The organism is Malaciobacter halophilus (assembly GCF_002837275.1).
In the GTDB taxonomy this organism is placed as follows: domain Bacteria; phylum Campylobacterota; class Campylobacteria; order Campylobacterales; family Arcobacteraceae; genus Malaciobacter; species Malaciobacter halophilus.
The window spans coordinates 53,853-79,865 of sequence record NZ_NXIF01000033.1 but is presented as its reverse complement, the minus strand read 5'-3'; the positions used below and the strand labels follow the sequence as shown (position 1 = coordinate 79,865).

Sequence of the window (26,013 nt, the reverse complement as noted above, 5' to 3'; positions counted from 1 at the left end):
TAGTTTATCAATATCTTTACCAATTGCTTCTCTACCTTCTTGTGAAGTAGTATCAGTTGAAGCTTGAATAAGTTTTGTTTTAACTATATCTAAAATATTTGACTGCTCTGCCATAGCTTTATCAGCAATTTGTGTTAAAGACACTGCTGAGTTACCATTTGAAATTGATTGTCCAATTGAACTAGCTTGTGTTCTTAATTTATCAGCAATTGCAAGTCCTGAAGCGTCATCGCTTGCTTTATTGATTCTAAGACCAGAACTTAGTTTCTCTAATGAGTTTGTTAAGTTTTTGTTTGTTAATGATGCAGATTCTTGTGCTTGTAATGAAGCAACGTTTGTATTAATTCTCATAATAAATCCTTTTTTATAAGATAAAAAGATTTACCCATGACACGGGAGCCTAAAAAACATTTCTTGTGTTACCAAGCATAGAGTTTCAACTCTTCGGCATCCATTGATACCTATAATTTATTAATTTTAGTTTTTACTAATTTCTTGAATAGCTTCTATAGTTTTTATATTGCTATTAACTCTTCTTTTCATATTATTTCTTTTAATATGTTTTTCTAGAATTTTGCTATATTTAACATAGTTTCTAGAACCCTTTTCAAAAGTACATAACTTTTTTTGGATTTTTAAAATGTTATCCGGTATAGAAATTCGTTTTGTCATTTTAAGTCCTTTATTTAAGTTACATAAGAATTATGACACACCAATTCTTAAAATTAGCTTAAATTTAAGAAAAATATAAAAAAAGCCTAAACTTTCGCTCAGGCTCGTTTTTATGGTGTTTGTAGGGTAAAAATATAGAAAAAAATTGACTATTGTAGTAATCTAAGAACATTTTGTTGTACATTATTTGCTTGACTCATTGCAAATGTACCAGCTTGTGAAATGATATTTTGTTTATTAAATGTTGCACTCTCTTGAGCATAATCAACATCTCTAATTACAGACTCAGCTGCTTTAATATTTGTTTGTTGTGTCATTTGGTTTCTAACTGCTGATTCTAATTGATTTTGAGTAGAACCAAAATCCGCTCTCCAACTATTTAATGTATTTAATGCATTATCAATAGAAATTAATGCACTTCTTGCATTTCCTGCACTAAATGTACCAGCAGAACCAACTGAAGCAGCAGACTGTAATCCTACTAAACCTAATCCACTCGTATTTGCTTGAACACCAGCAGTAGTAGAAATAGTATCAGCACTAGTTTCACCCATTTGGAATGTTAATTGCGTTGCTGCTGCACTTGCTGCTGAACCTTGAAGCAGTGAAGTTCCATTATAGTTTGTTTGGCTTGCAATATTATTTAACTGAGATAATAGTTTATCAATATCTTTACCAATAGATTCTCTACCTTCTTGTGAAGTAGTATCAGTTGAAGCTTGAATAAGTTTTGTTTTAACTATATCTAAAATATTAGATTGCTCTGCCATAGCTTTATCAGCAATTTGTGTTAATGAAATTGCTGAGTTACCATTTGAAATTGATTGTCCAATTGAACTAGCTTGTGTTCTTAATTTATCAGCAATTGCAAGTCCTGATGCGTCATCACTTGCTTTATTGATTCTAAGACCAGAACTTAGTTTCTCTAGTGAATTTGTTAAGCTTTTATTTGTGTTTGTATTTGCTTCTTGTGCCATAAGTGAAGCAGTATTTGTATTAATTCTCATATTTACCCTTTTATCAATACTTTCATTATCTTTAAATTTTATCTAAGCAAAAATTAAACTTTGTTTAAGATAACGCCACTTTCTATATGATTTGTATATGAAAACTGGTCAAATAGTGCAAAATGTTCAATTTTATGTGTTTTTGTAAGTTCAATTAAATCACGATGTAAAGTTTCAGGATTGCATGAAATATATACTATTTTATCAAAAGTTGATACAAGTTTTCTTGTTGTTTCATCTAATCCTGCTCTTGGTGGATCAACAAATATAGTTGAAAAACTATAATCTTTTAAATTAATATCTTTTAATCTTCTAAACTCTCTTTTATTTTGTAAGGCTTGAACAAACTCTTCACTACTCATTCTAATAAAGTCAATATTTGAAATAGAGTTTAACTGACAATTTCTTAAAGCTGATTTTATTGAAGTTTTTGAAATTTCTGTTGCTAATACTTTTCTAAACTTAATAGATAAAGGTATTGTAAAATTTCCTCCTCCACAATAAAGTTCACATAAATCTGTTTGAGAGTTTTCAAGTTTACTTAATACCCATTCAATCATTTTTACATTTACTTTACTATTTGGTTGAGTAAATCCTCCCTCTTTATACTCAAAAAAGAGGCTTTTATTATCTATTTTTAACTCTTCTTTAATAAAATCTTCACTTAATATAATTTTTTGTTTTCTACTTCTTCCAATAATTTTTATATTTAGTTTTTTCTCTAAATTTTTAGCTTTTAAAATCCATTCATCATCTAGTTTTTTATGATAAATCAAAGTTACAAGCATATCTGATTTTGTTGAGTTTAAAAATTCACATGCAAAAAGTTTAAACTTTAAAGTTTCATCTTTTTGTATTTGTTCTAATAAAATTGGCATCAAAGAAGAGATATCTTTACTTACAATTTTACATGAATCAATTTCTAATGCAGTTTTATCAAAGCTATTCATAGCATAACTAATTGTTGCATTATTGTCTTTGTCAAAATTTTTCCAAATTCTAAATTCAGCTCTATTTCTAAAGTTTGACTCTTCACTTTTTATAATATCAAACTCAATTGTTGTTAAATCTTCAAATCTTTTTTTCTCTTTATTAATTTTGTATTGAAGTTGCTCTTCATATGATTTATCATATAAAGTACAGCTACCACATTTACCAAAATATATACAATCCATTAATTTACCTTATATTTTTAATACTATATTATATTAAAATCAATATAATACGCCCATGAAAGATATATGGCAAAAACAATTACAAAACCTTTTAAATTGTGATTTGAAATCACAATTCCCTTTAGCAAGAAGTTTAAATAGAAAATTAAAATTTTTTGTTGGTCCAACAAACTCTGGTAAAACTTATAGTGCAATGAAAGAATTAAAACAATCAAATAGTGGTTTATATCTTGCTCCTTTAAGACTTTTAGCTTTAGAAGGATATGAGGATTTAAAAGCCTCAAATACAAAAGCATCTTTAATGACAGGAGAAGAGCAGATTTTTGATGAAGATGCTGCTCATGTATGCTCTACAATTGAAATGATAGATTTTGAATTAGATGTTGATTTAGCAATAATTGATGAAGTTCAAATGCTTGAAGATGATGAAAGAGGGTGGGCATGGGTAAATGCAATTATAGGTTGTCCAGCAAAACAGATTATTATGACAGGTTCTGTTAATGCCTTAGATGCAGTAAAGAAAATTGCACACTATTTAAAAGAAGATTTAGAAATAGTTAAATTTAAAAGAAAAAATGAACTTCATTTAATGCAAAAACATACGTTACTAAAAGAGATAGAGCCTCAAACAGCACTTATCGCATTTAGTAGAAATGATGTATTAAAACTAAAACAAAAGCTTCAAAAATATCATAAAGTATCTGTTATTTATGGAAACTTATCTCCAGAAGTTAGACGTGATGAAGCAAGAAGATTTAGAGAAAAACAAAGTGATATTTTAATCGCCACTGATGCAATTGCCATGGGATTAAATCTTCCAATAAAAACAGTACTGTTTACAACACACACAAAGTTTGATGGAGTGTGTAAAAGACCAATAAATGTAAATGAAATAGTTCAAATAGCAGGAAGAGCGGGAAGATATGGTCATCATGAAGAAGGATTTATAGGTGCTACATCAAAAGATGCTTTAAAACATTTACATAAAGAGTATTCAAAACCAATAAGAACAATAAAGCCACCTTTTAAAGTAAAAATCAATGCACAACAACTTGAAGGATTAAGTGGTCATATAAAAACAAAATCTTTACAAAAAATCTTGAAATTTTTCAATGATAATATGTATTTTGATGGACCATTTGTTGCTTCAAATATTGGTTCAATGATAACAGCTTCTAAAATTTTGGACCAAAAAAATAATTTAAAATTGGAAGATAAGTATATGCTTTCACAAGCACCAATTACAACAAAATCTACAATTATTTTACAAGCTTATGATGCCTATGTTGCAGCAGTAATTAAAAATAAAGTTGTAAGATATAAGCCTTCAATTACTCTTCCAAAAAAAGCAATAACACAGCGTGATTTACTACTAGTAGAAGATGAAGTAAAAAAAATATCTTTATATTTATGGTTATCATATAAATTTCCAGAACTCTTTCCTGATAGTATTAAAGCAAGTATTGCAAGAGCTAATTTTAATAGATTTATTGAAAACTCATTGAAGTTAAACTTAAAAGATGAAAGAGTAAATAATAATAAAAAGTTTGGTAATAAATTTAAACCAAGACGTAGAAAAAGATTTTAATAAAAATTTTGATAAAATATGTACACTATTATAAAAGTCTGAGGATTTAAGCTTAATGTTAAATTTATTTAAACAAGATGTGACTGAAAGTTTTCAAAAAGAGCTATTAAAAAACTATTTAAATGTTGAAAAAGTTCAGAAGCTAATTGATGATGGCGCAGATATCCATAGACTTAATGATAAGAAACAGACTTTACTTTTCCCCTTAGTTAAGAAAAAAAGAATTGAAGCAATTAGAATACTTTTGAAAAATGGAATAGATATAAATCATGAAGATATGTATGGAAAAACTGTTTTAAGTGAAACTGTTGAACGTGGCGATGGAGTCATGATAAGGTTTTTACTTGATAATGGAGCTTCAATAAACTATGTCAACTCATCAGGAAGAACTATTTTACAAGATGTGGCATTAGAAGAAAACCATAGGGTTTTTGAAATACTAATGGCACACAAACCTGATTTAAATATAAAAGATACCTATGGTAAAACAGTACTTTTTGATGCAGTTGAGGGTGGAAATTTAAAGATTATAAGAGAAGTTTTAAATAATATTGATGACCCTAATGTTGTAGATGAAAATGGACAAACAGCACTTTTTACTGCAGTTTTAAAAGATAACCCTGAGGTTGCAAAGTTTTTAATTGTAAATGGTGTTGATGTTCATGTAACAGATGAAAATAGAGAGAATGTGCTCTTTAATGCTGTTATTATGGGTTCTGTTAATATTGAAGTTATTGAAATGCTTTTAGAAAAAGGCATAAAATTAAATATAAAAAATTTAAAAAATCAAACTATTTTAGATGAAATCTTAAAAATATTATCAATTTTAAAAAATCCCAAACAAAAAATTGAGGGTAAATATAAATTAGTAAATAAAAATAGAAACTATTTAAAACTTACTTCTGTTCTCATTGAGCATGGATTAGCAGTTAATAGAGTTGATAGTGATGGAAAAACTGTTTTATATAAAGAAGTTGAAAGAGAAAACTACGATACTATAAATTTCTTATTGTCTTCTGGGGCAGATATAAATGCAGAAGATAAAAATGGAAGAACAGTGCTTTTTGAAGCTATTTTTGGTGGTATGAAAAATATAGCAATGATAGAGTTCCTACTTTCTAAGGGTGCTGATGTTGATCATAGAGATATATTAGAAAGAACAGTAATTGATGAATTATGTGAAATAATCTTAGTAAAAAATAACAATAAAAAACCTATGTCAAGAAGATATTTAGATATTAATGATGAGGAAGATTATTTTACTTTACTAAAAAGAGTCATAAGTTATAGACCTAAACTTAATAGGCCTCGTTCAAATGGTAGAACTACAATTTTTGATATTATAATTCATAACAATCTTTCTTTGATAAAATTACTTTTTAATGCAGGTGCAGATGCTAATATTATGGATGATAATGGAGATACTCCTTTAACTATTTTAGTTGACCATGGATTAAAACTTAAGAATTTAAGAGCAAAAGAGCAATTTTTAGAAAGATTAGTATTTTTATTAAAATTTAGAATTGATGTAAATGTTAGAGATAAAGAGGGACGAACTGTTTATCATAGAGCTGTGATGGCAGATGATATTGAAGTTGTTGAAAAACTTTTATCAAAAAAAGCAGATTTAAATATCAAAGATAAACAAGGACGAACTGCTTTACATCATACACAATGGAAAGGTAATTTTAAAATTGCTAGACTTTTAATTGCTGCTGGAGCAGATGTTAATGCAGTTGATTATGCAGGATTTACCATATTAAATTATGCAGCAATTTTAGGGCATACAAAACTTGTTGTAATCTTAATAGCTTCTGGTGTATTAATGTACAATCACAATAAAAAAAGTCGTTCAGTTGCTCAATTTTTTAAAGAAAGAGAAAAAAATTTAGCAAAACTTTTAAGTGGTAATATTACTGACCCTAAGATGCTAAGCTCAATAAAGCAGGTAATAAAAAATCTAAGAGCAGAAATCGATGAAGCTTTAAAGTAAGGAAAAATATGAATAATTTATCAATTATAATACTTGCCGCTGGTGCAGGTACAAGAATGAAATCAGAAAAACCAAAAGTTTTACATGAAATTTCAGGAAAACCAATGCTTTATTATTCTATTAAAGAAGCATTAGAATTAAGTGATGATATTACGGTAGTTTTATACCATCAAGCTTCAAGAGTTCAACAAAGCATTGAAAAATATTTTAATAATATAAATTTTGTTATACAAGACCATGAAAACTATCCAGGAACTGGTGGTGCTGTTATGAATATAGAACCAAAGTATGAAAAAACTTTGGTTCTAAATGCAGATATGCCATTAATACAAGCAAAAGAGCTAAAAAAATTTGACTTAGATGCAACAATTGTTATGTCAGTATTAGATTTAGAAGATGCTACAGGTTATGGAAGAGTTATTTTAGAAAATGAAAAAGTTACAAAGATTGTTGAACAAAAAGATGCAAATGAAGAAGAGTTAAAAGTAACAACTGCAAATGCAGGAGTTTATCAATTTGAAACATCATTTTTAAAACAATATTTACCACTTTTATCAAACGATAATGCACAAAAAGAGTATTATATTACAGATTTAATAGAGCTTGCTATAAAAGATAATAAAACACTAAAGCCATTAATTGTTAGTGAAGAGAATTTTAAAGGAGTTAACTCAAAATATGAGCTATCAGCAGCTGAAGTAATACATCAAAATAGAATTAAAAAGAAGTTTATGCAAAATGGTGTAATTATGAGACTTCCTGATACTATTTATATAGAAGAAGGAGTTGAAATTGAAGGTGAATCAGTAATTGAAAATGGAGTTTGTTTATTAGGTAATACAAAAATTATAAACTCTATTGTTAAAACAAACTCAATAGTTGAAGATTCAACACTTCAAAATTCAGATATTGGACCAATGGCAAGAATTAGACCTCAAAGTTATTTAGAAAATACCCATATTGGAAATTTTGTAGAAACAAAAAAAGCCATTTTAAATGGCGTAAAAGCAGGACATTTATCTTATTTAGGTGATTGTGAAATGGATGTAGGAACAAATGTAGGTGCTGGAACAATTACGTGTAATTATGATGGAGTTAATAAGTATAAAACAAAAGTTGGTAAAAATGTTTTTATTGGCTCAGATACGCAATTAGTAGCTCCTGTAACAATAGAAGATGATGTTATTTTAGCAGCAGGAGCTTGTATTACAAAAGATGTGCCAAAAGGTTCTTTAGCAATTACAAGAGCTCCAATGAAAGTAATTAAAAACTACTTTTATAAATTTTTCAAGAAGTAAATCATGTTATTAAAAGATAAAAATATTTTAGTTGCAGTTACAGGTTCAATTGCAATTTATAAAGCCTTGGAGTTAATAAGATTATATATAAAAGCTGGTGCAAATGTAAAAGTTATTATGACAAAAGAGGCAAAAAGATTTATTAATCCAATAACTTTTGAAGCTATTTCACAACATAAAATTTTGGATGAAAATAATGAATCATGGGATAAAAATAGTTTAAATAATCATATAGATACAGGAAAATGGGCAGACGCTTTTGTAATAGCTCCTGCTAGTGTAAATACAATCAATAAATTAAGTAATGGTATTGCAGATAACTTATTAACTCAAACAGCAATTGCATATACAAAAGATAAACTTTTATGTCCTGCTGCAAATACAAATATGGTACAAAATCCTATTACTTTAGAAAGTATTAAAAAATTAAGATTATGCAATTATGAGATTATCCAAACACAAGTAAAAGAGTTGGCTTGTAAAGATGTAGGTGATGGTGCTATGGCTGAACCTCAAGAGATTTTTTATGCAACTGTGAGATTAATATATAAAGATGAGTATTGGATTAATAGAAAAGTAGTTTTAAGTGGAGGAGGAACTATTGAGAAGATTGATGATGTAAGATATATCTCAAATTTTTCTTCTGGAAAAATGGCTTCTTCTTTAGCTCTTGCTTTATATCTAAAAGGTGCAGATGTATGTTTGGTTACTACACGAGGTTATGAAGGGTTACCAAGTGCAATTCAAATTGTAAAAGTGCAAAGTAGCTTACAAATGTATGAAAGCTTAGTTGAAAAACTAAATTTTGTAAAAAAAGATAAAGTACTTAAAAGACCTTTTTTATTTATGGCTGCTGCTGTTAGTGATTATTTACCATCAAATAAAGAAGAAGGAAAATTAAAAAAAGAGTTATTGGGAACTTCTTGGAGTTTGAACTTAAAGCAAAATATAGATATTTTAAGTTCTATAAAAAAAGATGATATTGTATCTATTGGTTTTAAAGCAGAGATGGACGAAACAGTTGCAAATGATAACGCAAAGAAGATGTTAATTAATAAAAATCTTGATGGAGTTTGTTTAAATATATTAAATGAGCAAAACTATTTTGGTTCAAATAATAACAGTATAGAGCTTATTTTAAAAGATAAGTCTTACTCTTTTTGTGCTTCAAAATTAGATATTTCAATACAACTTTTAGATTCTTTAAAAAAAGAGTTTGATGAATACAAATAGTCATAAAAAAGAGTTACCAAAACATATTGCTATAATTATGGATGGCAATGGAAGATGGGCAAATGAAAGAGGTCTTAAAAGAACAGTTGGGCATGAAGAAGGAGCAAAAACAGTAAGAGAAATTACAAAACATTGTAATAGTATAGGAGTTAAATATTTAACTTTATATGCTTTTTCCACTGAAAATTGGTCTAGGCCTAAATTAGAAATTGAGTTTTTAATGAAACTTTTAGAAAAATATTTAAAAAGTGAACTTAATATCTATTTAGATAATAACGTAAGATTTAAAGCAATAGGAGATATTTCAAGATTCTCAAAATCTTTGCAAGAGATGATAAAAAAGAGTGAGAAAGCAACTAAAAATGCAACTGGATTAACTCAAGTTTTAGCGTTAAATTATGGTTCTCAAGATGAAATTTTAAGGGCAATTAAAAAATTAAATGAGCAACATTTAGAAGTAACAAAACAAAACTTTGAAAAATGTTTAGATACAGCAGGAATACCTGATGTAGATTTATTAATTAGAACAAGTGGTGAAGTAAGATTGTCAAACTATTTACTTTGGCAAAATGCATATGCGGAGATGTTTTTTGTAAATACATATTGGCCTGAGTTCACAACAAATGAACTTGATGACATAATAAGTGATTATCAAAATAGAGAGAGAAGATTTGGAGGCATTTAGCTTTATTTTTGGAGTGATATTTGGTTCTTTTTTAAATGTTTTAATATATAGATTACCTAAAGGTATTAGTATTATAAAAGGCTCTTTTTGTCCAAAGTGTGGAAACAATATTCCTTTTTTTTATAATATTCCTTTATTATCATATCTATTTTTTAAAGCAAAATGTGCTACTTGTAAAGGCAAAATTCCATTTAGATATTTTGCAGTAGAGCTAATAACAGGATGTATAACTTTACTTTTGTTTTTACAAGTATCATTTAGTTTGGAGTTTGTATATTTACTTATATTATTTTATACTTTAATTGTTTTATCTTTTATTGATTTTGAGTATAAACAAGTTCCTGATTATTTGCTTTTAATTGGATTGTTTTTTGCTTTTTTAGCAACAAATGATGAGTTTTTAATTAGCTTAAAAAATGCTTGTATTTTTGCAGGTTTTTTTGTCCTTTTAGAGTTTATAATTACTTTTTATATACAAAATATCAAAGCAAGATTGACTAATAATAAAGCTTTACAAAATGCAAAAGCTTTAGGTGAGGGTGATATTCCTGTTATCGCATGTATTGCTGTAGTATTAGGAGTTGAGTCATCAATTGTAGCTATGTTTTTAGCAGGAATTTTTGCTATAATACCATCTATTTTTAATATAATTTTAAAAAAAGATAGTCAAATTCCATTTATCCCTTTTTTAGTATTAGGGTTTTTATTTGAATTTTTTATAAATATTTCATCAAAGGTTTTAACTTGAAAATAAAAAGTTATCTTTATTCACAGTTGTCATTATCATTTTTACCAATATTTCTGGGACTTTATTTTATTACATCAATTATTTTTTTAGTAAAGATTGCTTCTTTAACATCAGTAATTACAATAGATGGTTTTGAACTATTTAAACTATATTCATATACGATTCCAAAAATTATATTTTTTACTGTTCCTATTTCGTTTTTTATCTCTCTTGTTATTACTTTGGCAAAACTTTCAAGTGAGTATGAATTAATAGTTATTACATCTTTTGGTTTAAATCCAATGAAAATATTAAAGATATTTTTTCCAACTACACTTGTTTTATCTTTAGCATTAGTTGTTATTTCAGTTGGACTTATACCTAAAACAGACTATTTAATGGATACTTTTTTAGCAAAAAAGAAGAAAGAAGCAAACTTTAATATTAAGGCTTCTGAGTTTGGACAAAAGTTTGGAGATTGGCTAATTTATATTGATAAAAAAGATGGTAAAAAGTATGAAAATATTAAACTATTTAAAACTGAAAAGGGATTAGACCAGTTTATTTTAGCTAATGAAGCAGTTTTAAATAATAAAGATGGAGAGCTTAGCTTTAGATTAATTAATGGAAAAGCATTTTATATAGCTGATGATGAGTTAAATCAAATTGACTATAAAACAATGGATATAAATGATTCAATTGTTAATAAAAAAGGTTTTATTTTTACTGATGCTATTAATTATTGGAAATATAATCTAACTAGAGGTTCTGATATAGATGATTTTACTTTTTTTATCTTAACTTCACTTTTCCCTTTAATTTCGCTATTTTTAGTTATAGCTTTTGGTTACTATAATCCTAGATATGAAAAGAATAGGTCTATTGGATTGTCTTTAGTTGCAGTTGTTATTTATTATGTAATTACTAAATATCTTACAAAAAATGTAGATTTACACTCACTATATATTGCACCAACTTTATGGATTATAGGAACATATTACTTATATACAAAAACAACAAAAAAACTATATTAAAATGAATGCAAAGTTTATAATCTCATATGACGGTTCTTTATATAAAGGTTCTCAAACTCAACCAGATAATAGTAGCGTAGAAGATAGACTTCAAGAAGCTTTTCTTAGTTTAAATATAAAAACAAAAATAGTTTTAAGTGGAAGAACTGATAAAGATGTTCATGCAACAGGACAAGTTTTTAATGCTATTTTACCTAATTACTGGAAAGATTTAAAAAAATTAAAAACAGTTTTAAATAAACATCTTCCTTTATCTATTAGAGTAAATAAAATAGTTTTTGTAAATAAACAGTTTCATTCTCGTTTTCATGCAAAAAAAAGAGTTTACAGATATTTAATAACTTCAAAGCCAACAACAGCTTTTAATGCAAAATATATAACTTATGTAGAAAATATTAATGAAGAGCTTTTAAAAGAGGCAATTAAACTTTTTATTGGAGTTCATGATTTTGAGTTTTTTCATAAAAAAGGGAGTGATAAACATAACTTAATAAGAGAAGTTTATGATGCAACTTTTTATAAGTATAAAAATATTTATGTATTTAAATTCACAGCAAATTCATATTTACGTTCACAAATTAGACTTATGGTAGGTTTTTTGCTTAAAATAAGTGAAGGAAAGTTAACAAAAGAAGATTTACTTTTACAACTAAATAAGCAAAAGCATATTTATAAAACTCCAGCAAGTCCATATGGGCTATATTTAGCAAAGGTTTATTACTAATGTTTTTAAAAAAGAAAAGATTTAATACTTTAAGTGATATAAAAAAACATATTATTTTAACACCTTTAGTTTTTGTTTTAATTATTGCTACTTTTTCAGTAGTAGTAGTATCTTTGGTTTTAGATTATAAAAAAAGTAATCAAATTGAATTATTAATACAAAAAGATAAATATCAAAAAAGAAATATTTTAAGATCATATATAAGTGATGTTAAGTATAACTCAAGTGCGAGTTTTGATGATATAGAGGAAAAACTTAATAGAAGTGTATTTGAAATAAGTGGTCATATTCAAGCTTTGCAATCAAATAATCACAAAGTAGAGTTTAAAGACATTAAGAAGGCTTTAATAGATTTAGAAAATAAAAGAGATATTGATTTTGTAGTTTTTAATTCAAATAGTTTTGAAGTTTTAAGAGGTGCAAATATTGTATCTTATTTACAAAGTTTAACAAACTCAAAGATGAAAACAGATTATTTTAGAGTTCATATGTTAAGAAATATTATTTATATGGGTGATGAAAATCTTATTTATTGGTTAGATAATCAAAAAAGAGACATAAGACTTAGCTATTTTCAAAAAATTGAATCTAAAAACTGGGTAATTGGTGCTTTTTCAAAAATTGATGATATGAAAGCATTAACAAGAAAAACAATTGAAAACTCAATAGTATCAAAAAGTAAAGCTTATGAAAATAGCTATTTTTGGTTTTATGATTATGAAAATGCTTATGTTTATAACTATTATAATAAAGGTCATAAAATAAGTAAAGAAAATCTTATTAAAGAAGATAGAGTTAATTTTTCTAGATTTCTTAAAAAAGAGTCTTTAGAACAAAATGATGATATTTATAATTTTGCAAAATATCAATTTTTAGTTGCTGTAAAAAGTTTTGAAGTATATAAAAAAATAGATAAGATAAAAAAAGAGTATCATACAAAACTTGCAGTTTCAATAACTATAATAATTTTAATTGCTTTATTTATGGTATTTGTTTCTGTTGTCTTTGCAAAGTTTGTAAATACACTATTTAATCGATATAACAAAAGACTTGAAACAAAAAACTCTTTATACAAAAAGTGGAAAGAGAGATATGAGTTAGCTATTATTGCATCAAATGATGGTCTTTGGGATATTAACTTAGATACAAAAGAGATTTTCTTCTCAAATAGATGGTTAGAGATGCTAGGATATAAAAGAGGAGCTATTCAAACTTTTGATGAGTGGTTAAACTTAATTCATGTAGATGATAGACAAAAAGTTAATTACAGATTTAATGAGCATTTAGAAGGTAAAACTGAGCACTTTTTATGTGAATATAGAATTAAAACATTTGATAATTATTATAAGTGGGTTTTTGTAAGAGGAAAGGCTTTTGGAAATGCTAATCAAGCTTCAAATAGAATGCTTATGATGTCTATGGATATTGACCAAAGAAAAAAGCTTACTGATGAATTACAAAATGTAGAAGTTCTTGTGGAAATGGGGAAAATTGTTATTTTTAAATGGAATAATGATGAAAAACTAAGTGTAGATTATGTTTCAAAAAGTATAAACTCATATGGATATGAAACAGAAGAGTTTGAACACAATATAAATTATGCTGATATAGTCCATGAAGATGATATTGATAGTTTAAAACAAAGAATTGAAAAAGCAATTGAAAAAGATGATTATTTTTTTACTATTATTTATAGAGTAAAAGATAAAAAAGGAAATATCAAATGGGTCTTTAATAGAACTATTTTATTAAAAGACCATTTTGGAAAAGTAACACATCTTTATGGGTATATAAATGATATAACAAGAATGAAGATGACAGAAGAGGAATTAAAATTAAAGATTGCAAATGAAGTAGAAAAAAATGTTGAAAAAGATAGACTTTTAGCACATCAAAGTAAATTAGCATCAATGGGAGAAGTTTTAGGAAGTGTTGCTCATCAATGGAGACAGCCGTTAAATAATATTAACTTATTGGTACATTTTATTAGAGATAATTATGGTAATTTTACAAAAGAAGAGTTGCATGAAGCAATAAGAAGTGCAAAAGTACAAATTGATTATATGTCTCAAACAATAGATGATTTTAGAAATTTTTATAGACCTACTAAAGAAAAAGAGATTTTTAATATAAAACAGTCTGTAAATGCTTGTGTGAAGATTGTTCAAGGGCAGTTAGAAAAGGCAAATGTTGATATTGAAGTACTTGGTGATGATATTGAGATTCATGGTTATCAAAGTGAGTTTCAACAAGTTGTAGTAAATATTTTAAATAACGCAAGTGAAGCAGCAATTATTAAACTTGAAAAAGAGAGTTTTAAACCTAAAATCCAAGTTAATATAATTAAGATAGAAAATAATGTAAAAGTAACTTTAAGTAATAACTGTGGTGAAGTTGATAAAGAGGTTTTAGAAAGAATGTTTGAACCTTATTTTACTACAAAGTTTGAAGACCAAGGTACAGGAATTGGACTTTATATGGCAAAGACAATTATTGAAAAAAATATGAATGGGAAAATTGAGGTAACAAATATTGATAAAGGGGTTAAATTTAGAATAATTTTACCAATTTAAAGAGCAAATTTGTTATTATTAGTTTAACTATAAATAGGAATAGAATATGGAAGCTTTTAATACAAGAGTTTTATTAGTAGAAGATGAAGAGTTAGCTAGGAAGACTTTATCTTTTTATTTAAATACAATTTTTGATGAAGTTGTTGTTGCCTGCGATGGTGAAGAAGGAAGTAGAAAGTTTCAAGAAAATCATGCTTTAAACAGAGCTTTTGATTTAGTACTTACAGATATAAAAATGCCAAATAAAAATGGTATTGAAATGATTGATGATATCTTAAGTTTAGTTCCAAATCAAAGGTTTATTATTGTTAGTGCACATAAAAATGAAGATGATTTACTGAAACTTATTAATCTAAGAGTTTTAGGATATTTTGTTAAGCCTTTAAATATTGATAATATGATGGAGATGCTTCAAAAAGCAAAAGATGAAGTTTTAGCTGATAGAAAAACAACTGTTAGTGAAGATTTTATTACGATAAATAAGACCTATACATATAATAAGACAAATGATAAACTTTATAATCAAGAAACAATAGTTAAATTATCTAAAAAAGAGGCAGATATTTTATCTGTATTAATAGATAATTTTGGAGAAGTTGTATCTGTTGAAAGTTTTAAAAAGTTAGTTTGGAATGATATAAATACTAATGATTCTGCTTTTAGAACAGTAATGAAAAGATTAAAAGATAAAGTTAAAGATGATGACTTTATTATTTCTCATAAAGGTTATGGATATATTATAGAAAAGCCTTTTATAAAATAGAAAAAAGAGTTTAATCTCTTTTTTCATTTCCTTTCTCATCCCAATCTTTCCAACCATAAAATTTTAAAGGTTCAATTTTATGTAAATTTTTAAGATGTGAAGACCAAGCTTTTAGGTTTTCTTCTAAATCTATTTTAAATTGCTCTTCACTTTTATATGTGAAGTCTTTATTTTGAATCTCTGTTGATAAAAAAGTTGGATAAACTGTAAATCCCATATAGTGTAAAGAGAAAGTAATAGAACGAAGAATAGTCTCAATCTCTCCTCCGCCTCTTCCATTTTTAGTAAAAGTAGATAATGGAGCACCTGAAGTAACAGAACAGATTGCTTTTTTGCCTTTGAAGTACCCTTTATCATATCTCATTTTACTTGTATAAAGACCACCTGCAACAAAAACTCTATCAAACCACCCTTTAAGCATAGCTGGTTGTTGATGCCACCATAATGGAAATTGCAAAATTAACAAATCACATTTTTTTATTTTTTCTATTTGTTCTTTAACATCTTTTGATAAAGTATCAGTTTTATATGCATTTCTTTGTTCCGATAATACATCAAATTTAGAGGTATTTACTCTATTTTTATAATGTATTGCTTTTTCTACTGGATCAAAATTAATTGCATATAAGTCTGAGATCTCTACATTGTGACCTTGTTTTGTTAATGTTTTTTCAGCAGTATTTGTTAAAGATGCATTAAAAGATTGTTTTTCTGGATGACAGTGAACTATTAGTATATTCATAAGAAACACTCCTTTATATTAGAGCAAGATATTAATAGTTCAATTATAATAAAGTATCCTAAATGGATACTTTATTTATAAGTCTACTTCATATTTTGAAGTATTCTCTGCTTTAAGTTTAGCTTTTTGGAAAAGATAAATTAAAGCAAAAATAGCTAGTCCTATTAAATAAGATATATAGTGACTTGGTAAAGATAGTTTTGCTTCCATTAGTTTTGGTAAAAACATAAAAGGAACAACACCTAAAAATATAAATCTTTCTATTACATTTGTCCATGTTAAGAAGTATCCTTGTGTAAAACAAGAGAATGCAATCATACCAATAAAAGCTGTAATAAATATTGTTGCAACTTCAAATGGATCAGTTATCCATATCCATCCACTTGGATCTGCTGGATTAAATGAATCTACACCTGAAATTAGCAGTAACTCTGGATTAAAGAAGAACATAAATGGTAAAATTGCTGTTCTAATATCATATTTAAATCCTTGAATACCTGTTTTTATCGGGTCAGATTTTGCAATACCTGCTGCTGCATATGCTGCAAGACCAACAGGAGGCGTATCATCTGCTAAGATACCAAAATAGAACACAAATAAGTGTGCTGCAATTGCTGGAATTAAGTATCCATTATCTTGTGCAAGTGTTAAAATAACTGGTGCTGTTAATGATGCCATTACAATATAGTTTGCAGTAGTAGGCAGTCCCATTCCTAAAATTAAAGATACAATAGCTGCTAAAATAAGAATAATAAAGATATTTCCACCTGAAATTGTTTCAATAACTTCTAATAATACTTGACCTAGACCAGTTAGTGTAATAGAACCTACAACAATACCTGCAAGTGCAGTTGCAACTGCAATAGGAACCATATTTTTAGCACCACTAATAAACCCAGCTAAAATATCAACAAATCCACTAATCCAAACCTCTTTTGTAATTTTTTGCTTATAAATAAGTGCTCTAAAAGGGTGTTGAACAACCATTAGTAACATTAATAAAGAAACTGCATTAAAAGCAGCACTAGCAGCACTCTCTCTTAAAATCATAAGAGTATAAAGTAAAAACAGAATTGGAACTAAATAGTGAATACCTCTTAAAAATGTTTTTAATTTAGGTGGTAAATCTTTTGGATCTGCACCTTTTAATCCAAGTTTTAATGCTTCTAAGTGAACTATATAAAATAGTGCAAAATATGAAACAAATGCAGGAATAAATGCAGCATAAATAACATCTGTATAATTAAGAGCTAAAAACTCTGCAATAATAAAAGCAGCTGCACCCATTACAGGTGGCATTAATTGACCATTTGTAGAAGCAGCAACTTCAACCGCACCAGCTTGTTCTGGTCTAAATCCAGTTTTTTTCATCAATGGAATTGTAAATGTACCAGTTGTTACTGTATTTGCGATTGATGAACCACTCATAATACCTGTAAATCCAGATGCAACAACTGAAGCTTTAGCTGGACCACCTCTAAATTTTCCAAGTAATGCAAATGCTAAATTGATAAAATATTCACCTGCACCAGCTTTATCTAATAAAGAACCAAAAAGTACAAATAAAAATACAAAACCAGTTGAAACTCCTAATGGTACACCAAAAATACCTTCAGTTGTCAAAAACATATGTCCTGCAAGTTTATTTAAACTAGCACCTTTATGAATAATTAATTCTGGCATATAAGGACCAAGAATATCGTATGCTAAAAATACAATAGCAATTAAACTAAGTGCGAAACCTAATACTCTTCTACCCGCTTCTAATAAAATTACAATACCTAAAAGCGCAACTGAAATATCAACCATATTATAATCACCTGGTCTTAAAGCCAAATCATTATAAAAAAATGCAATATAACCTGCAGTACATAGACCTAATGTTGCGAATGTATAACCAAACCATCTAATTTTTTTTAGAAAATACTCTTTTCTAAACATTGGATAGATTAAAAATGATAATACCAATGCAAATGTTAGGTGAATTGACCTTGCAATTGTTGAATTAAGTGGTTCTATAACAATATAAAGTTGAAATAAAGTCCATGCTAATGCAATTGCAGAAATAAGCCAAAATTCATAGTGTTGTGTTCCAAACACTCTTTGACCTTCTAGGTCATTAACTATATTCTCTGTCTCTTTTGCCTGTTCGACTTCAAGTTCGTCAAGCGTGTGATGTTTGTCTCGTTCTATCATAGTAATACCTTAATCATATAGAATTATTGTCATACTTCATATAAAGTATGAAATTTATGTGAATTAAATGAAATATAACAATATAGTTTCGAAAGCACTAGGCTTTCGAAAGTTTTATAATATACCTGCTTCTTTGAAGTACTTTTTTGCACCTTCATGTAAAGGAGCACTTAAACCATCAAGTAATGATTTTTTTGTAATATTTGCATATGCAGGGTGTAGTTTTTTGAATTTTTCAAAGTTTTCTAAAATTGCTTTAACTACAGTATAAACTGCTTTTTCACTTACATCGTCACTAGTAACAAGTACAGCTTTTACACCAAATGTAGGAGTTGGATTTGGGTTTCCTTTATAGATTCCACCTGGAACATCTGCTTTTGCAAAATAAGGATTTTCTTTAATTAATGTATCAACATTGCTTCCTTCTAATGGAACAATTTTTACATCAACTGAATTTGATGCATCTTTAATATTTGCAGTTGGGTGTCCAACCATATAAAAATAACCATCAATTTTATTATCTCTTAAAGCATCAGGCATTTCAGAAGCTTTTAAAGCACCAGCAAATGCTAAATCAGATTTTTTAATACCACTAGTTTTAAATAGATTTAAAGCAGTTGCTTCATTTCCTGAACCTGGGTTTCCTAAATTAATTCTTTTACCTTTTACATCAGCTAAAGAGTTAATATTTGCATCTTTTCTTGATACTAATGTTAATAATTCAGGATAAATAGCCATTACAGATTTTAATTTCTTAATAGTATTACCTTTATATTTTCCAGTACCCTTAGATGCTTGATAAACAACATCTGATTGTGCAATACCAAAATCTAATTCACCATTTTTAATAGTGTTGATGTTATATACAGAACCACCTGTAGATTCTACTGAACATCTGATTTTAGTCTCTTTTTTATATTGGTTTACAAGTCTACAAATAGCTCCACCTGTTGGGTAGTAAGTTCCTGTAACTCCACCTGTACCAATTGTAATAAATTCAGCAGCAAATGCTGGAAGTGTTAATGCTCCTACTAGAGCAGCTGTAGCAAGCTTCTTCATTCGTTCTCCTTTTTGATTTTTATAAGTTTTGCAATGACATAATCACAACATAATTATTATATCATAAATCTATTATAATATAATATTAATAAATAATGGTGCCAAAGTTGTATATTAATTGCACAAAAATTGCATTAATTGTAAAAATGTACCATATGTAAAATTTATGCAAACTTAAATAGAAATTTTAGTTATGGTATAATCCATAAATGAAAAATCAACAGCTTATAATAATTATTTACATAATTCTTGTAGTATTCTCAATTATGTATGCAACTCAACCATTACAGCCGTTATTAGCTAATCAGTTTGATATAAATATGGTACAAGCTTCACAATTTACAGCAGTAATAATGTTCTCTTTAGCAATTGCACCAATTGTATATGGATATGTGCTAGAGTCTATTTGTCCTAAAAAAATGCTTTTTATTGCTTCAGTGATACTTCTTGTAACAAATCTAATTTTATCTTACTCAAATAGCTATGAGATGTTTTTAACAATTAGAGTAATAGAGTCTTTAGTAATTCCAGCAATAATTACTTCATGTATGAGTATATTAGCAAATAGTGATAAAGCTAATGTAAAATATAACATGGCAATTTATGTTGCAGCGACAGTATTTGGGGGAATGGTTGGTCGTGTAGTATCTGGGTTTATTGCTACACAGTTTGGATGGAGAACAGTATTTTTATCTTTATCAATTGCACTATTTTTGGGTTTATTTTTAATAAGAAAACTCTCTTTTGAAGGAGATACAAATCTTACTAAAGCAAAAATAAGTGATGTTATACAGATATTAAAAGATAGAAGATTTGTTTTAATTTATCTATTAATGTTCACAACATTTTTTGTATTTGCAGGATTACTTAATATTTTACCTTTTAGAATGAAAGAGTTAATTCCTGATGCAACTGAATCACAAATTGGCTTATTATATTTAGGTTATGGTATGGGAATAGTAGTATCTTTACTTTCAAAAAAAATTATAAAATTGCTAAAAGGTGAGTCAAACACAATTTTAGTTGGTGGAGTAATTTTTACATTAGTAAATCTATCTTTTTTTAGTGATAATATGCTATTTGTTTTCTTTATGCTATTTATTTTTTGTGTTGGTATGTTTACTGTACATAGTGTAAGCACAGGTATTGCTAACTCTATAAAACAATCTCAAAAGTCTTTGACTTCTGGAATGTATTTAACATTTTATTATATTGGAGGTGCTGTTGGTTCTGTAGTTCCTGCAATGTTTTATCATTCAGTTGGATGGGATTTTACAGTAATTTTATTTATTTGTGCACTTATAATTATTTATAGTTTATTTTTTATATTTAGAAATGATTTTAAAATGTAAGGAAATTTGGCTATTATATAAATAAAATAATTTTGGATATTGCTAATGAGAAGATTTTTAATATTTTTAATATTTTTAAATATCTCACTTTTTTCTGATGAGATTTTTACAAAAGAAGAGAAAGAGTTTATTAAAAATTCAAATATAAAAATTGTTTCTGCTACTCCTTGGGAACCTTTTCATGTGATAGATAATGGAGTTCAAACTGGAATATCTTATGATATTTGGAGCTTGATTAAGCAAAAAACTGGTTTGAAAAGTGAATCTATACAGTTGGAGTCTTTTACAAAAGTTTTAAACTCAATAAAACAGAAACGTTACGATATGGCACTTAGTGTTGGAAAAACAAAAGATAGACAAAAATATGCAAAATTTACAAAAAGTTATGCTACTTTTCCTATCTCAATTGCCACTACAAAAGATGTTAGAAAGAATTTAACAATAAATGATTTAAAAAGTAGAGTAATTGCAGTAGGAAAGAACTACACTGCACATAAAAAATTACAAGAACAGTATCCTTTTTTAAAATTTGTCTTAGTAAAAGACATAAGAGAGGGGTTAAAGCTTTTATCTGATAATAAAGTATTTGCTTATATTGATATTATGCCAGTACTGTCATATAATATAAACAAATTAGGATATACTAATTTAAGAATTTCAGGTAATACTGGAATAGATTTTGATGTAACATTTATGATTAGAGATGACTATAAAGAGTTGATTTCTATAGTAAATAAAGTTATTGCAACAATCTCATCTTCTGAAAAACAAGCAATATTAAATAAATGGATAGCAGTTATTTATCATGATGAACCAAATTATGAAATAATACTTTATATTTTAAGCATAGTTGTTATTATTGTTTCTATTGTAATGTATAAAAATAGACAACTTTTAAAGTACCAAGAGGTTATTAAGCAAAAAAATAGTGTTTTAGAAAAACAAAAAGAGAAACTTTTAGAGACAAACTATTTGCTTGAAGATACACAAAAGAGTTTAGAAAACTCTTTAAATAGTTTTAAAGTATTGCTAAACTCAACTATTGAAGCGATAATAATAGTAAGAGATAATAAAATTAAATATGCAAATGAGTCTTTTTTAAAAGTTTTTGAATATAAAAATAATGATGATGTTTTCAACACTTATGTAGATAATCACTTTGCAAGAAGCATTTTAAATAAAGAGTTAAATAATAAAGCTTTTGAGTTTCAAGGAATAGATAAAAGTGGAAACGAATTTCCTATATTAGTAAAAAAAGAGAGTATCTTTTTTGAAAATAAAAAGTCTTTAATTATCTCTATTTTTGATTTAACTGAACTAAAACAAAAAGAAAAATTAATTTTAGAGCAATCTAAACTTGTAAGTATGGGAGAGATGATTGGTAATATTGCTCATCAATGGAGACAACCTTTAACAGCAATAACTACTGCTGCAAGTAGTTTAAAGTTAAGAAAAGAATTAGGTGATTTTACAGATGAGGTTTTAAATGAATCTGTTGAAGCAATAATGAGAAATAGTAAATTTTTATCTCAAACAATTGATGATTTTAAAAACTATTTAAAAGACACAAAACAAAAAGAGCAGTTTAATATCAAAGATTTATTTGAACAATCATTAAGTTTAATAAGACCTGCTTTGGAAAATAGTTTTATTGAGAATAGGGTGAATATTGAGCATGATATATTTATAAAAAGTTATTTTAATGAGTTAAATCAAGCTATGTTGAATATCTTAAATAATGCAAAAGATGCATTAATAGATAGTCAAATAGAGCAAAAAATAGTATTTTTAAAAGCATATATGCAAGAAGATGAAGTAGTAATAGAGATAAAAGATACAGCAGGTGGAATAAAAGAAGAGATTTTAAACTCTATATTTGAACCTTATTTTACAACTAAGCATCAAAGTCAAGGCACAGGGCTTGGTCTTTATATGACATATAAAATAATAACTGAGAGTTTAAATGGAAGTATAGAGGCACAAAATGTATCTTTTACTTATAACAATAGTATGCATAAAGGTGCAAAGTTTATAATTAGGTTGCCATATAATTAAATGAAAAAACTTTTAACAAATAGTAAAACAGATAATTTTTATAATATTTTAACAAATCTTTTTGATTCTTGTAAAAGTTTTTATATAAATGTAGCTTTTATAAATTATAGTGGTTTACAACTATTACTTAATAGTTTAAAAAAGTGTGAACAAAGAAAAGTTAAAGGCAAAGTTTTAACTTCAACATATCTAAATTTTACAGAGATAAAAGCTCTTAAAAAACTTCAAGAGTTTAATAATATTCAATTAAAAATATTTGATAGTAATAAAGTGGGGTTTCACAGTAAGGCTTATATTTTTGAGTTTGAAGATAGCTATAAAATAATTGTAGGCTCTTCAAATATAACAGCAAGTGCATTTAAATCAAATATAGAATGGAATTTAAAAGTAGTTAGCAAAAAAGAAGATAATTTTACTCTTGAAGTGCTACATCAGTATGATATACTATTTCAAAAAGCTTATTTTTTAGATGAAAATTTTTTAAACTCTTATGAAAATTTTTTAAAAACAAATAGTGTTAAAATCAATAAAGAGTTTATTTTTAAACAAGAGTTAAAAGCAAATAGTATGCAAATTGAAGCATTGAAAAATTTAATTAACTTAAGAAAGAATGGACAAGATAAAGCAATAGCAGTTTGTGCAACAGGTACAGGGAAAACTTATCTTAGTGCTTTTGATATAAAAAACTTTAATGCAAAAAAAGTATTATTTCTAGCCCATAGAGAAAATATTTTAATCTCTTCAAAATTTAGTTTTGAAAAAGTTATAAGTTCTAAAAGTTATGGTTTTTTTACTGGAAATAAAAAAGAGATTAATGCTGAGTATCTTTTTGCAACTATACAAACAATAAGTAAAAATCTAAAGCTATTCAAAAAAGATGAGTTTGACTATATAGTATATGATGAAGCCCATCATATTACTAGTCCAAGTTTTCAAAAAGTTTACTCCTATTTTAAACCAAAATTCTCTTTGGGATTAACTGCCACACCTAATAGAAGTGATGAGCAAAATGTTTATGAAGTTTTTGAAGATAATATTGCAATTGATTTAAGATTAAACGATGCTTTAGAGAGAAACTTGGTTTGTGCTTTTCACTATTTTGGTATAAGCGATATAGTAACTGATTATAAGGATATTAATTTAGAAGATATTCCTAAGCTGGCAAAGCTTTTAAGTGTTAATAAACGAGTTGATTTTATATTAGAACAACTAAAATTTTATGGACATGACAATAAAAAAAGAAAGGCATTAGCTTTTTGTGTAAATAAAGAACATGCAAACTATATGTGTGAAGAGTTTAATAAAAAAGAAGTAGTATCAACTACACTTTTAGCAGAAGATTCAATATCAAGTAGAGAAAAAGCTATTGAAAAATTACAAGATGAAAATAGTAACTTAGAAGTTATTTTTTGTGTAGATATTTTTAATGAAGGTGTAGATATACCCAAAATAAATACAATTTTAATGTTAAGACCAACAACTTCTTCAACAGTATTTATACAGCAATTAGGAAGAGGACTTAGAAAGACAAAAGATAAAGAGTTTTTAACTATTTTAGATTTTATTGGAAATCATAACAGAGCTTATTTAATTGCATATGCTCTTTTATCCAATAAAGCAATAGATAAAGATAGTGTAAAGCTTGCACTTAATAATAGTTTTGCAACAATACCAAATAATAGTTTTATTTGTATGGATGAAATCTCAAAAAATAGGGTTTTAAAACAGTTAGAAGAGAAAAATTTTAGTAGTTTTAGATATTTAAAACAACAGTTTTTAGAGTTTAAAAATAGTATTAAAAAATCTGTTTATCTTATAGATTTTATAACTTATGAAACAACAATTAATCCAAAAGATTTTATAGATGATAGTAAATCATATATAGAGTTTGTATTAAAAGTACAAAAAACTACTAACAATTACTCTTTAGAGTTCTTAAAGACTATTAGATTTATAGATTCACATATTAATTTAAAAAGAGTTAATGAGTTTGCTATACTAAAATATCTTATAAATCATGATTCAATAGATATTTTAACAGCAAAAAAAGAGATTTTAAAATATCAAGAAAAAGTTGATATACAAAGTATAAAACATAGTTTTAGATACTTAAATCAAGATTTCTTTGATAGTGCACAAATAAAAAGATATGAAAAAGTTGTTGATTTAAATAATGAGATTTTATATGTATCTCAAAGCTTTAAAAGATGTTTAGAAGTAAAAGAACAAAAACAGATTATAAAAAATAGTTTAGAGTATGGAATTGTTTTATATGAAAAAGAGTTTGGAAGAGCTTATTATGGATTACCATTTTTTAAACTTTATGAAAAGTATAATATGAAAAATATTGCATTGCTTTGCAATTTAGATAAGATACATAGCTCTTTTAGGGGAAGTGGACAGCTAAAATATAAAAATGACTACTTTTTATTTATAAATTTAGATAAACAAAATGCAGTAAAAAGTAAAAGATATAATAATACTTTCTTTACAAATGATACTTTTTCTTGGCAAACAAAACCTAATGCAACTATAAACAAAGGTGATGGTCAAAAACTAATTGATAATAAAAAATATAAGATAAAAATCCATATTTTTGTAAGAAAGTTTATTACAGTAGATAGAAAAACACAAAATTTCATATATTTAGGATTAGCAAATACTATAAAGCATGAAGGTGAAAAACCCATCAATTTAACTTTAAAATTAGAAAAAAAACTTCCTGCTTATTTATTTGATGAGTTTACATTAAGTGTTTAAGCCGCTGCTTCATCAATTATTTTAAAGATTGTTTTTTCAACTCTTTGCATTAGTGGTTTTAATTTTTCATTTAATTGAGGGAATAGAAAAGAGGGCTTAACTACACATATATTTGTTTTCCCTTCATCCTCATATAAAGAGATACTACATGGCAAAACTGAGCTAACACTTGGGTCAATATCTAAAATCTCTTTAGCAATATATGGCTGGCATATATCTAATATTAGACATCTTCTTCCAAGCTCAACATCTTTTGCTTTTAGTTTTTCATGTACATTATGAGTATGTTGAAGTCCAAATTTATTTTTTACAATAGACTCTTGAAGTGCTTCATAAGTCTCATCAAATGATTTATTTGTTGTAAGTTGATATTTCAT

The 26,013-nt window shown here is 26.7% G+C and carries 21 protein-coding genes; 13 read left to right on the top strand and 8 right to left on the bottom strand.

The features are described from left to right. The 4 genes from CP960_RS09070 to trmA form a co-directional block, all read right to left on the bottom strand. Nucleotides 1–351 (bottom strand): flagellin N-terminal helical domain-containing protein (locus tag CP960_RS09070; RefSeq protein WP_458118321.1); only part of this gene is annotated, 351 nt, incomplete at its 3' end. A gap of 126 nt (nucleotides 352–477) precedes the next feature. Continuing rightward, nucleotides 478–672: a hypothetical protein gene (locus CP960_RS09065; RefSeq protein ID WP_101185096.1), complete on the bottom strand. Its 195-nt coding sequence runs from the start codon at nucleotides 670–672 to the stop codon at nucleotides 478–480. A gap of 149 nt (nucleotides 673–821) precedes the next feature. Beyond that, entirely contained in the window at nucleotides 822–1,679 is an 858-nt protein-coding gene (locus CP960_RS09060) for a flagellin N-terminal helical domain-containing protein (RefSeq protein ID WP_101185095.1), read from the bottom strand. Between the two features lie 53 nt (nucleotides 1,680–1,732). Then, on the bottom strand, nucleotides 1,733–2,854 hold the full coding sequence (trmA, locus tag CP960_RS09055) for a tRNA (uridine(54)-C5)-methyltransferase TrmA (RefSeq protein WP_101185094.1): 1,122 nt from the start codon (nucleotides 2,852–2,854) through the stop codon (nucleotides 1,733–1,735). 55 nt (nucleotides 2,855–2,909) lie between these two features. On the opposite strand from trmA, the gene CP960_RS09050 reads away from it, so the two are divergent. Genes CP960_RS09050 through CP960_RS09005 form a run of 10 tightly spaced genes read left to right on the top strand, consistent with a single transcriptional unit; the run spans nucleotide 2,910 to nucleotide 15,472 of the window. Next, nucleotides 2,910–4,442, top strand: a complete 1,533-nt coding sequence (locus CP960_RS09050; RefSeq protein ID WP_101185093.1) for a helicase-related protein — start codon at nucleotides 2,910–2,912, stop codon at nucleotides 4,440–4,442. Between the two features lie 55 nt (nucleotides 4,443–4,497). After that, complete coding sequence (locus tag CP960_RS09045; protein ID WP_101185092.1) at nucleotides 4,498–6,435, top strand: ankyrin repeat domain-containing protein; 1,938 nt, start codon at nucleotides 4,498–4,500, stop codon at nucleotides 6,433–6,435. Nucleotides 6,436–6,443: 8 nt separating this feature from the next. After that, complete coding sequence (gene glmU / locus CP960_RS09040; RefSeq protein ID WP_101185091.1) at nucleotides 6,444–7,733, top strand: bifunctional UDP-N-acetylglucosamine diphosphorylase/glucosamine-1-phosphate N-acetyltransferase GlmU; 1,290 nt, start codon at nucleotides 6,444–6,446, stop codon at nucleotides 7,731–7,733. A 3-nt stretch (nucleotides 7,734–7,736) separates the two neighbouring features. Further along, nucleotides 7,737–8,966, top strand: a complete 1,230-nt coding sequence (gene coaBC / locus CP960_RS09035) for a bifunctional phosphopantothenoylcysteine decarboxylase/phosphopantothenate--cysteine ligase CoaBC (protein ID WP_101185090.1) — start codon at nucleotides 7,737–7,739, stop codon at nucleotides 8,964–8,966. Then, complete coding sequence (locus CP960_RS09030; RefSeq protein WP_101185089.1) at nucleotides 8,953–9,651, top strand: di-trans,poly-cis-decaprenylcistransferase; 699 nt, start codon at nucleotides 8,953–8,955, stop codon at nucleotides 9,649–9,651. The genes coaBC and CP960_RS09030 overlap by 14 nt, the downstream gene beginning before the upstream one ends. Further along, entirely contained in the window at nucleotides 9,638–10,399 is a 762-nt protein-coding gene (locus tag CP960_RS09025) for a prepilin peptidase (RefSeq protein WP_101185088.1), read from the top strand. The genes CP960_RS09030 and CP960_RS09025 overlap by 14 nt, the downstream gene beginning before the upstream one ends. Beyond that, entirely contained in the window at nucleotides 10,396–11,412 is a 1,017-nt protein-coding gene (locus tag CP960_RS09020; RefSeq protein ID WP_101185087.1) for an LptF/LptG family permease, read from the top strand. The genes CP960_RS09025 and CP960_RS09020 overlap by 4 nt, the downstream gene beginning before the upstream one ends. A 1-nt stretch (nucleotide 11,413) precedes the next feature. Next, on the top strand, nucleotides 11,414–12,136 hold the full coding sequence (gene truA, locus CP960_RS09015; protein WP_101185086.1) for a tRNA pseudouridine(38-40) synthase TruA: 723 nt from the start codon (nucleotides 11,414–11,416) through the stop codon (nucleotides 12,134–12,136). After that, nucleotides 12,136–14,709, top strand: a complete 2,574-nt coding sequence (locus CP960_RS09010; protein ID WP_101185085.1) for a PAS domain-containing protein — start codon at nucleotides 12,136–12,138, stop codon at nucleotides 14,707–14,709. The genes truA and CP960_RS09010 overlap by 1 nt, the downstream gene beginning before the upstream one ends. 46 nt (nucleotides 14,710–14,755) lie before the next feature. After that, on the top strand, nucleotides 14,756–15,472 hold the full coding sequence (locus CP960_RS09005; RefSeq protein WP_101185084.1) for a response regulator transcription factor: 717 nt from the start codon (nucleotides 14,756–14,758) through the stop codon (nucleotides 15,470–15,472). A gap of 10 nt (nucleotides 15,473–15,482) precedes the next feature. On the opposite strand, the gene CP960_RS09000 is transcribed toward CP960_RS09005, so the two are convergent. The 3 genes from CP960_RS09000 to CP960_RS08990 form a co-directional block, all read right to left on the bottom strand. Next, nucleotides 15,483–16,214: an NAD(P)H-dependent oxidoreductase gene (locus CP960_RS09000; protein WP_101185083.1), complete on the bottom strand. Its 732-nt coding sequence runs from the start codon at nucleotides 16,212–16,214 to the stop codon at nucleotides 15,483–15,485. Nucleotides 16,215–16,289: 75 nt separating this feature from the next. Further along, nucleotides 16,290–18,410 (bottom strand): TRAP transporter permease, encoded by a 2,121-nt coding sequence (locus tag CP960_RS08995; protein WP_101185082.1) that lies wholly within the window; start codon nucleotides 18,408–18,410, stop codon nucleotides 16,290–16,292. A gap of 114 nt (nucleotides 18,411–18,524) precedes the next feature. Beyond that, nucleotides 18,525–19,469 (bottom strand): TAXI family TRAP transporter solute-binding subunit, encoded by a 945-nt coding sequence (locus CP960_RS08990; RefSeq protein ID WP_101185081.1) that lies wholly within the window; start codon nucleotides 19,467–19,469, stop codon nucleotides 18,525–18,527. A 209-nt stretch (nucleotides 19,470–19,678) separates the two neighbouring features. On the opposite strand from CP960_RS08990, the gene CP960_RS08985 reads away from it, so the two are divergent. From CP960_RS08985 to CP960_RS08975, 3 genes are read left to right on the top strand one after another with little or no spacing between them, the layout of a single operon-like run. Further along, nucleotides 19,679–20,821, top strand: a complete 1,143-nt coding sequence (locus tag CP960_RS08985; protein ID WP_101185080.1) for an MFS transporter — start codon at nucleotides 19,679–19,681, stop codon at nucleotides 20,819–20,821. Nucleotides 20,822–20,866: 45 nt separating this feature from the next. Continuing rightward, the gene (locus CP960_RS08980; RefSeq protein WP_101185079.1) at nucleotides 20,867–22,876 is read left to right on the top strand and encodes a transporter substrate-binding domain-containing protein; all 2,010 of its coding nucleotides are present in this window, start codon (nucleotides 20,867–20,869) and stop codon (nucleotides 22,874–22,876) included. After that, the gene (locus CP960_RS08975) at nucleotides 22,877–25,636 is read left to right on the top strand and encodes a DUF3427 domain-containing protein (protein WP_101185078.1); all 2,760 of its coding nucleotides are present in this window, start codon (nucleotides 22,877–22,879) and stop codon (nucleotides 25,634–25,636) included. On the opposite strand, the gene CP960_RS08970 is transcribed toward CP960_RS08975, so the two are convergent. After that, complete coding sequence (locus CP960_RS08970; RefSeq protein WP_101185077.1) at nucleotides 25,633–26,013, bottom strand: DUF302 domain-containing protein; 381 nt, start codon at nucleotides 26,011–26,013, stop codon at nucleotides 25,633–25,635. The genes CP960_RS08975 and CP960_RS08970 overlap by 4 nt on opposite strands.

Bases quoted from the DNA above. Each gene is read 5' to 3' on its own strand.
- CP960_RS08980 (WP_101185079.1), top strand. From the start codon at position 20,867: ATGAGAAGATTTTTAATATTTTTAATATTTTTAAATATCTCACTTTTT.
- CP960_RS08990 (WP_101185081.1), bottom strand. From the start codon at position 19,469: ATGAAGAAGCTTGCTACAGCTGCTCTAGTAGGAGCATTAACACTTCCA.
- CP960_RS09030 (WP_101185089.1), top strand. From the start codon at position 8,953: ATGAATACAAATAGTCATAAAAAAGAGTTACCAAAACATATTGCTATA.
- CP960_RS08975 (WP_101185078.1), top strand. From the start codon at position 22,877: ATGAAAAAACTTTTAACAAATAGTAAAACAGATAATTTTTATAATATT.
- CP960_RS08970 (WP_101185077.1), bottom strand. From the start codon at position 26,013: ATGAAATATCAACTTACAACAAATAAATCATTTGATGAGACTTATGAA.
- CP960_RS09005 (WP_101185084.1), top strand. From the start codon at position 14,756: ATGGAAGCTTTTAATACAAGAGTTTTATTAGTAGAAGATGAAGAGTTA.
- CP960_RS09000 (WP_101185083.1), bottom strand. From the start codon at position 16,214: ATGAATATACTAATAGTTCACTGTCATCCAGAAAAACAATCTTTTAAT.
- CP960_RS09045 (WP_101185092.1), top strand. From the start codon at position 4,498: ATGTTAAATTTATTTAAACAAGATGTGACTGAAAGTTTTCAAAAAGAG.
- trmA (WP_101185094.1), bottom strand. From the start codon at position 2,854: ATGGATTGTATATATTTTGGTAAATGTGGTAGCTGTACTTTATATGAT.
- CP960_RS09010 (WP_101185085.1), top strand. From the start codon at position 12,136: ATGTTTTTAAAAAAGAAAAGATTTAATACTTTAAGTGATATAAAAAAA.
- CP960_RS09060 (WP_101185095.1), bottom strand. From the start codon at position 1,679: ATGAGAATTAATACAAATACTGCTTCACTTATGGCACAAGAAGCAAAT.
- CP960_RS09065 (WP_101185096.1), bottom strand. From the start codon at position 672: ATGACAAAACGAATTTCTATACCGGATAACATTTTAAAAATCCAAAAA.
- truA (WP_101185086.1), top strand. From the start codon at position 11,414: ATGAATGCAAAGTTTATAATCTCATATGACGGTTCTTTATATAAAGGT.
- CP960_RS08985 (WP_101185080.1), top strand. From the start codon at position 19,679: ATGAAAAATCAACAGCTTATAATAATTATTTACATAATTCTTGTAGTA.
- CP960_RS08995 (WP_101185082.1), bottom strand. From the start codon at position 18,410: ATGATAGAACGAGACAAACATCACACGCTTGACGAACTTGAAGTCGAA.
- glmU (WP_101185091.1), top strand. From the start codon at position 6,444: ATGAATAATTTATCAATTATAATACTTGCCGCTGGTGCAGGTACAAGA.
- CP960_RS09050 (WP_101185093.1), top strand. From the start codon at position 2,910: ATGAAAGATATATGGCAAAAACAATTACAAAACCTTTTAAATTGTGAT.
- coaBC (WP_101185090.1), top strand. From the start codon at position 7,737: ATGTTATTAAAAGATAAAAATATTTTAGTTGCAGTTACAGGTTCAATT.